This is a genomic window from Ruegeria sp. CE12 (genome assembly GCF_056537525.1).
In genome coordinates this window covers 1-557 of sequence record NZ_JBQFRS010000079.1, presented here as the reverse complement: position 1 = coordinate 557, position 557 = coordinate 1, and the positions used below count along the sequence as shown (strand labels likewise).

General features: G+C 55.7%; 1 protein-coding gene and 1 pseudogene. Both read right to left on the bottom strand.

Annotated elements, in window-relative coordinates; translation table 11 throughout:
• On the bottom strand, positions 1-361 hold a 361-nt coding region (locus tag ACR0IO_RS23255), incomplete at its 3' end, for a GTP-binding protein (RefSeq protein WP_480745240.1).
• A gap of 27 nt (positions 362-388) precedes the next feature.
• Positions 389-557: pseudogene (locus ACR0IO_RS23250) on the bottom strand (30S ribosomal protein S7); the annotation flags it as partial.

Here is a 557-nt window from a genome sequence, read left to right as displayed (position 1 = left end):
CATCAAGCAAGCAAACCGCACCATCGAGAACGGCCAAAGAACGCTCAACTTCGATGGTGAAGTCAACGTGTCCAGGTGTGTCGATGATGTTATAACGGAACTTCGTGTCCGAAGTGCCTTCCGCGGATGGGTCTTCTTGCCACTGCCAGAACGTGGTGGTCGCAGCGGAGGTAATGGTGATCCCACGCTCCTGCTCCTGCTCCATCCAGTCCATGGTGGCCGCGCCATCATGCACTTCGCCGATCTTGTGCGAGCGGCCTGTGTAATACAGGATACGTTCTGTGGTTGTGGTTTTGCCCGCGTCAATATGGGCCATAATCCCAAAGTTGCGGTAGCGCTCCAGCGGATATTCGCGTGCCATCTGGTGGTCCTCAGGCTAGAATTAAAATTACCAACGATAATGGCTGAACGCTTTGTTCGCATCCGCCATCTTGTGGGTGTCTTCACGTTTCTTGACGGCTGCGCCGCGTGCGTTGACCGCATCCACCAATTCGCCTGCAAGGCGCTCTTCCATGGTGTTTTCGTTACGAGCACGGGCCGCGTTGATCAGCCAGCGG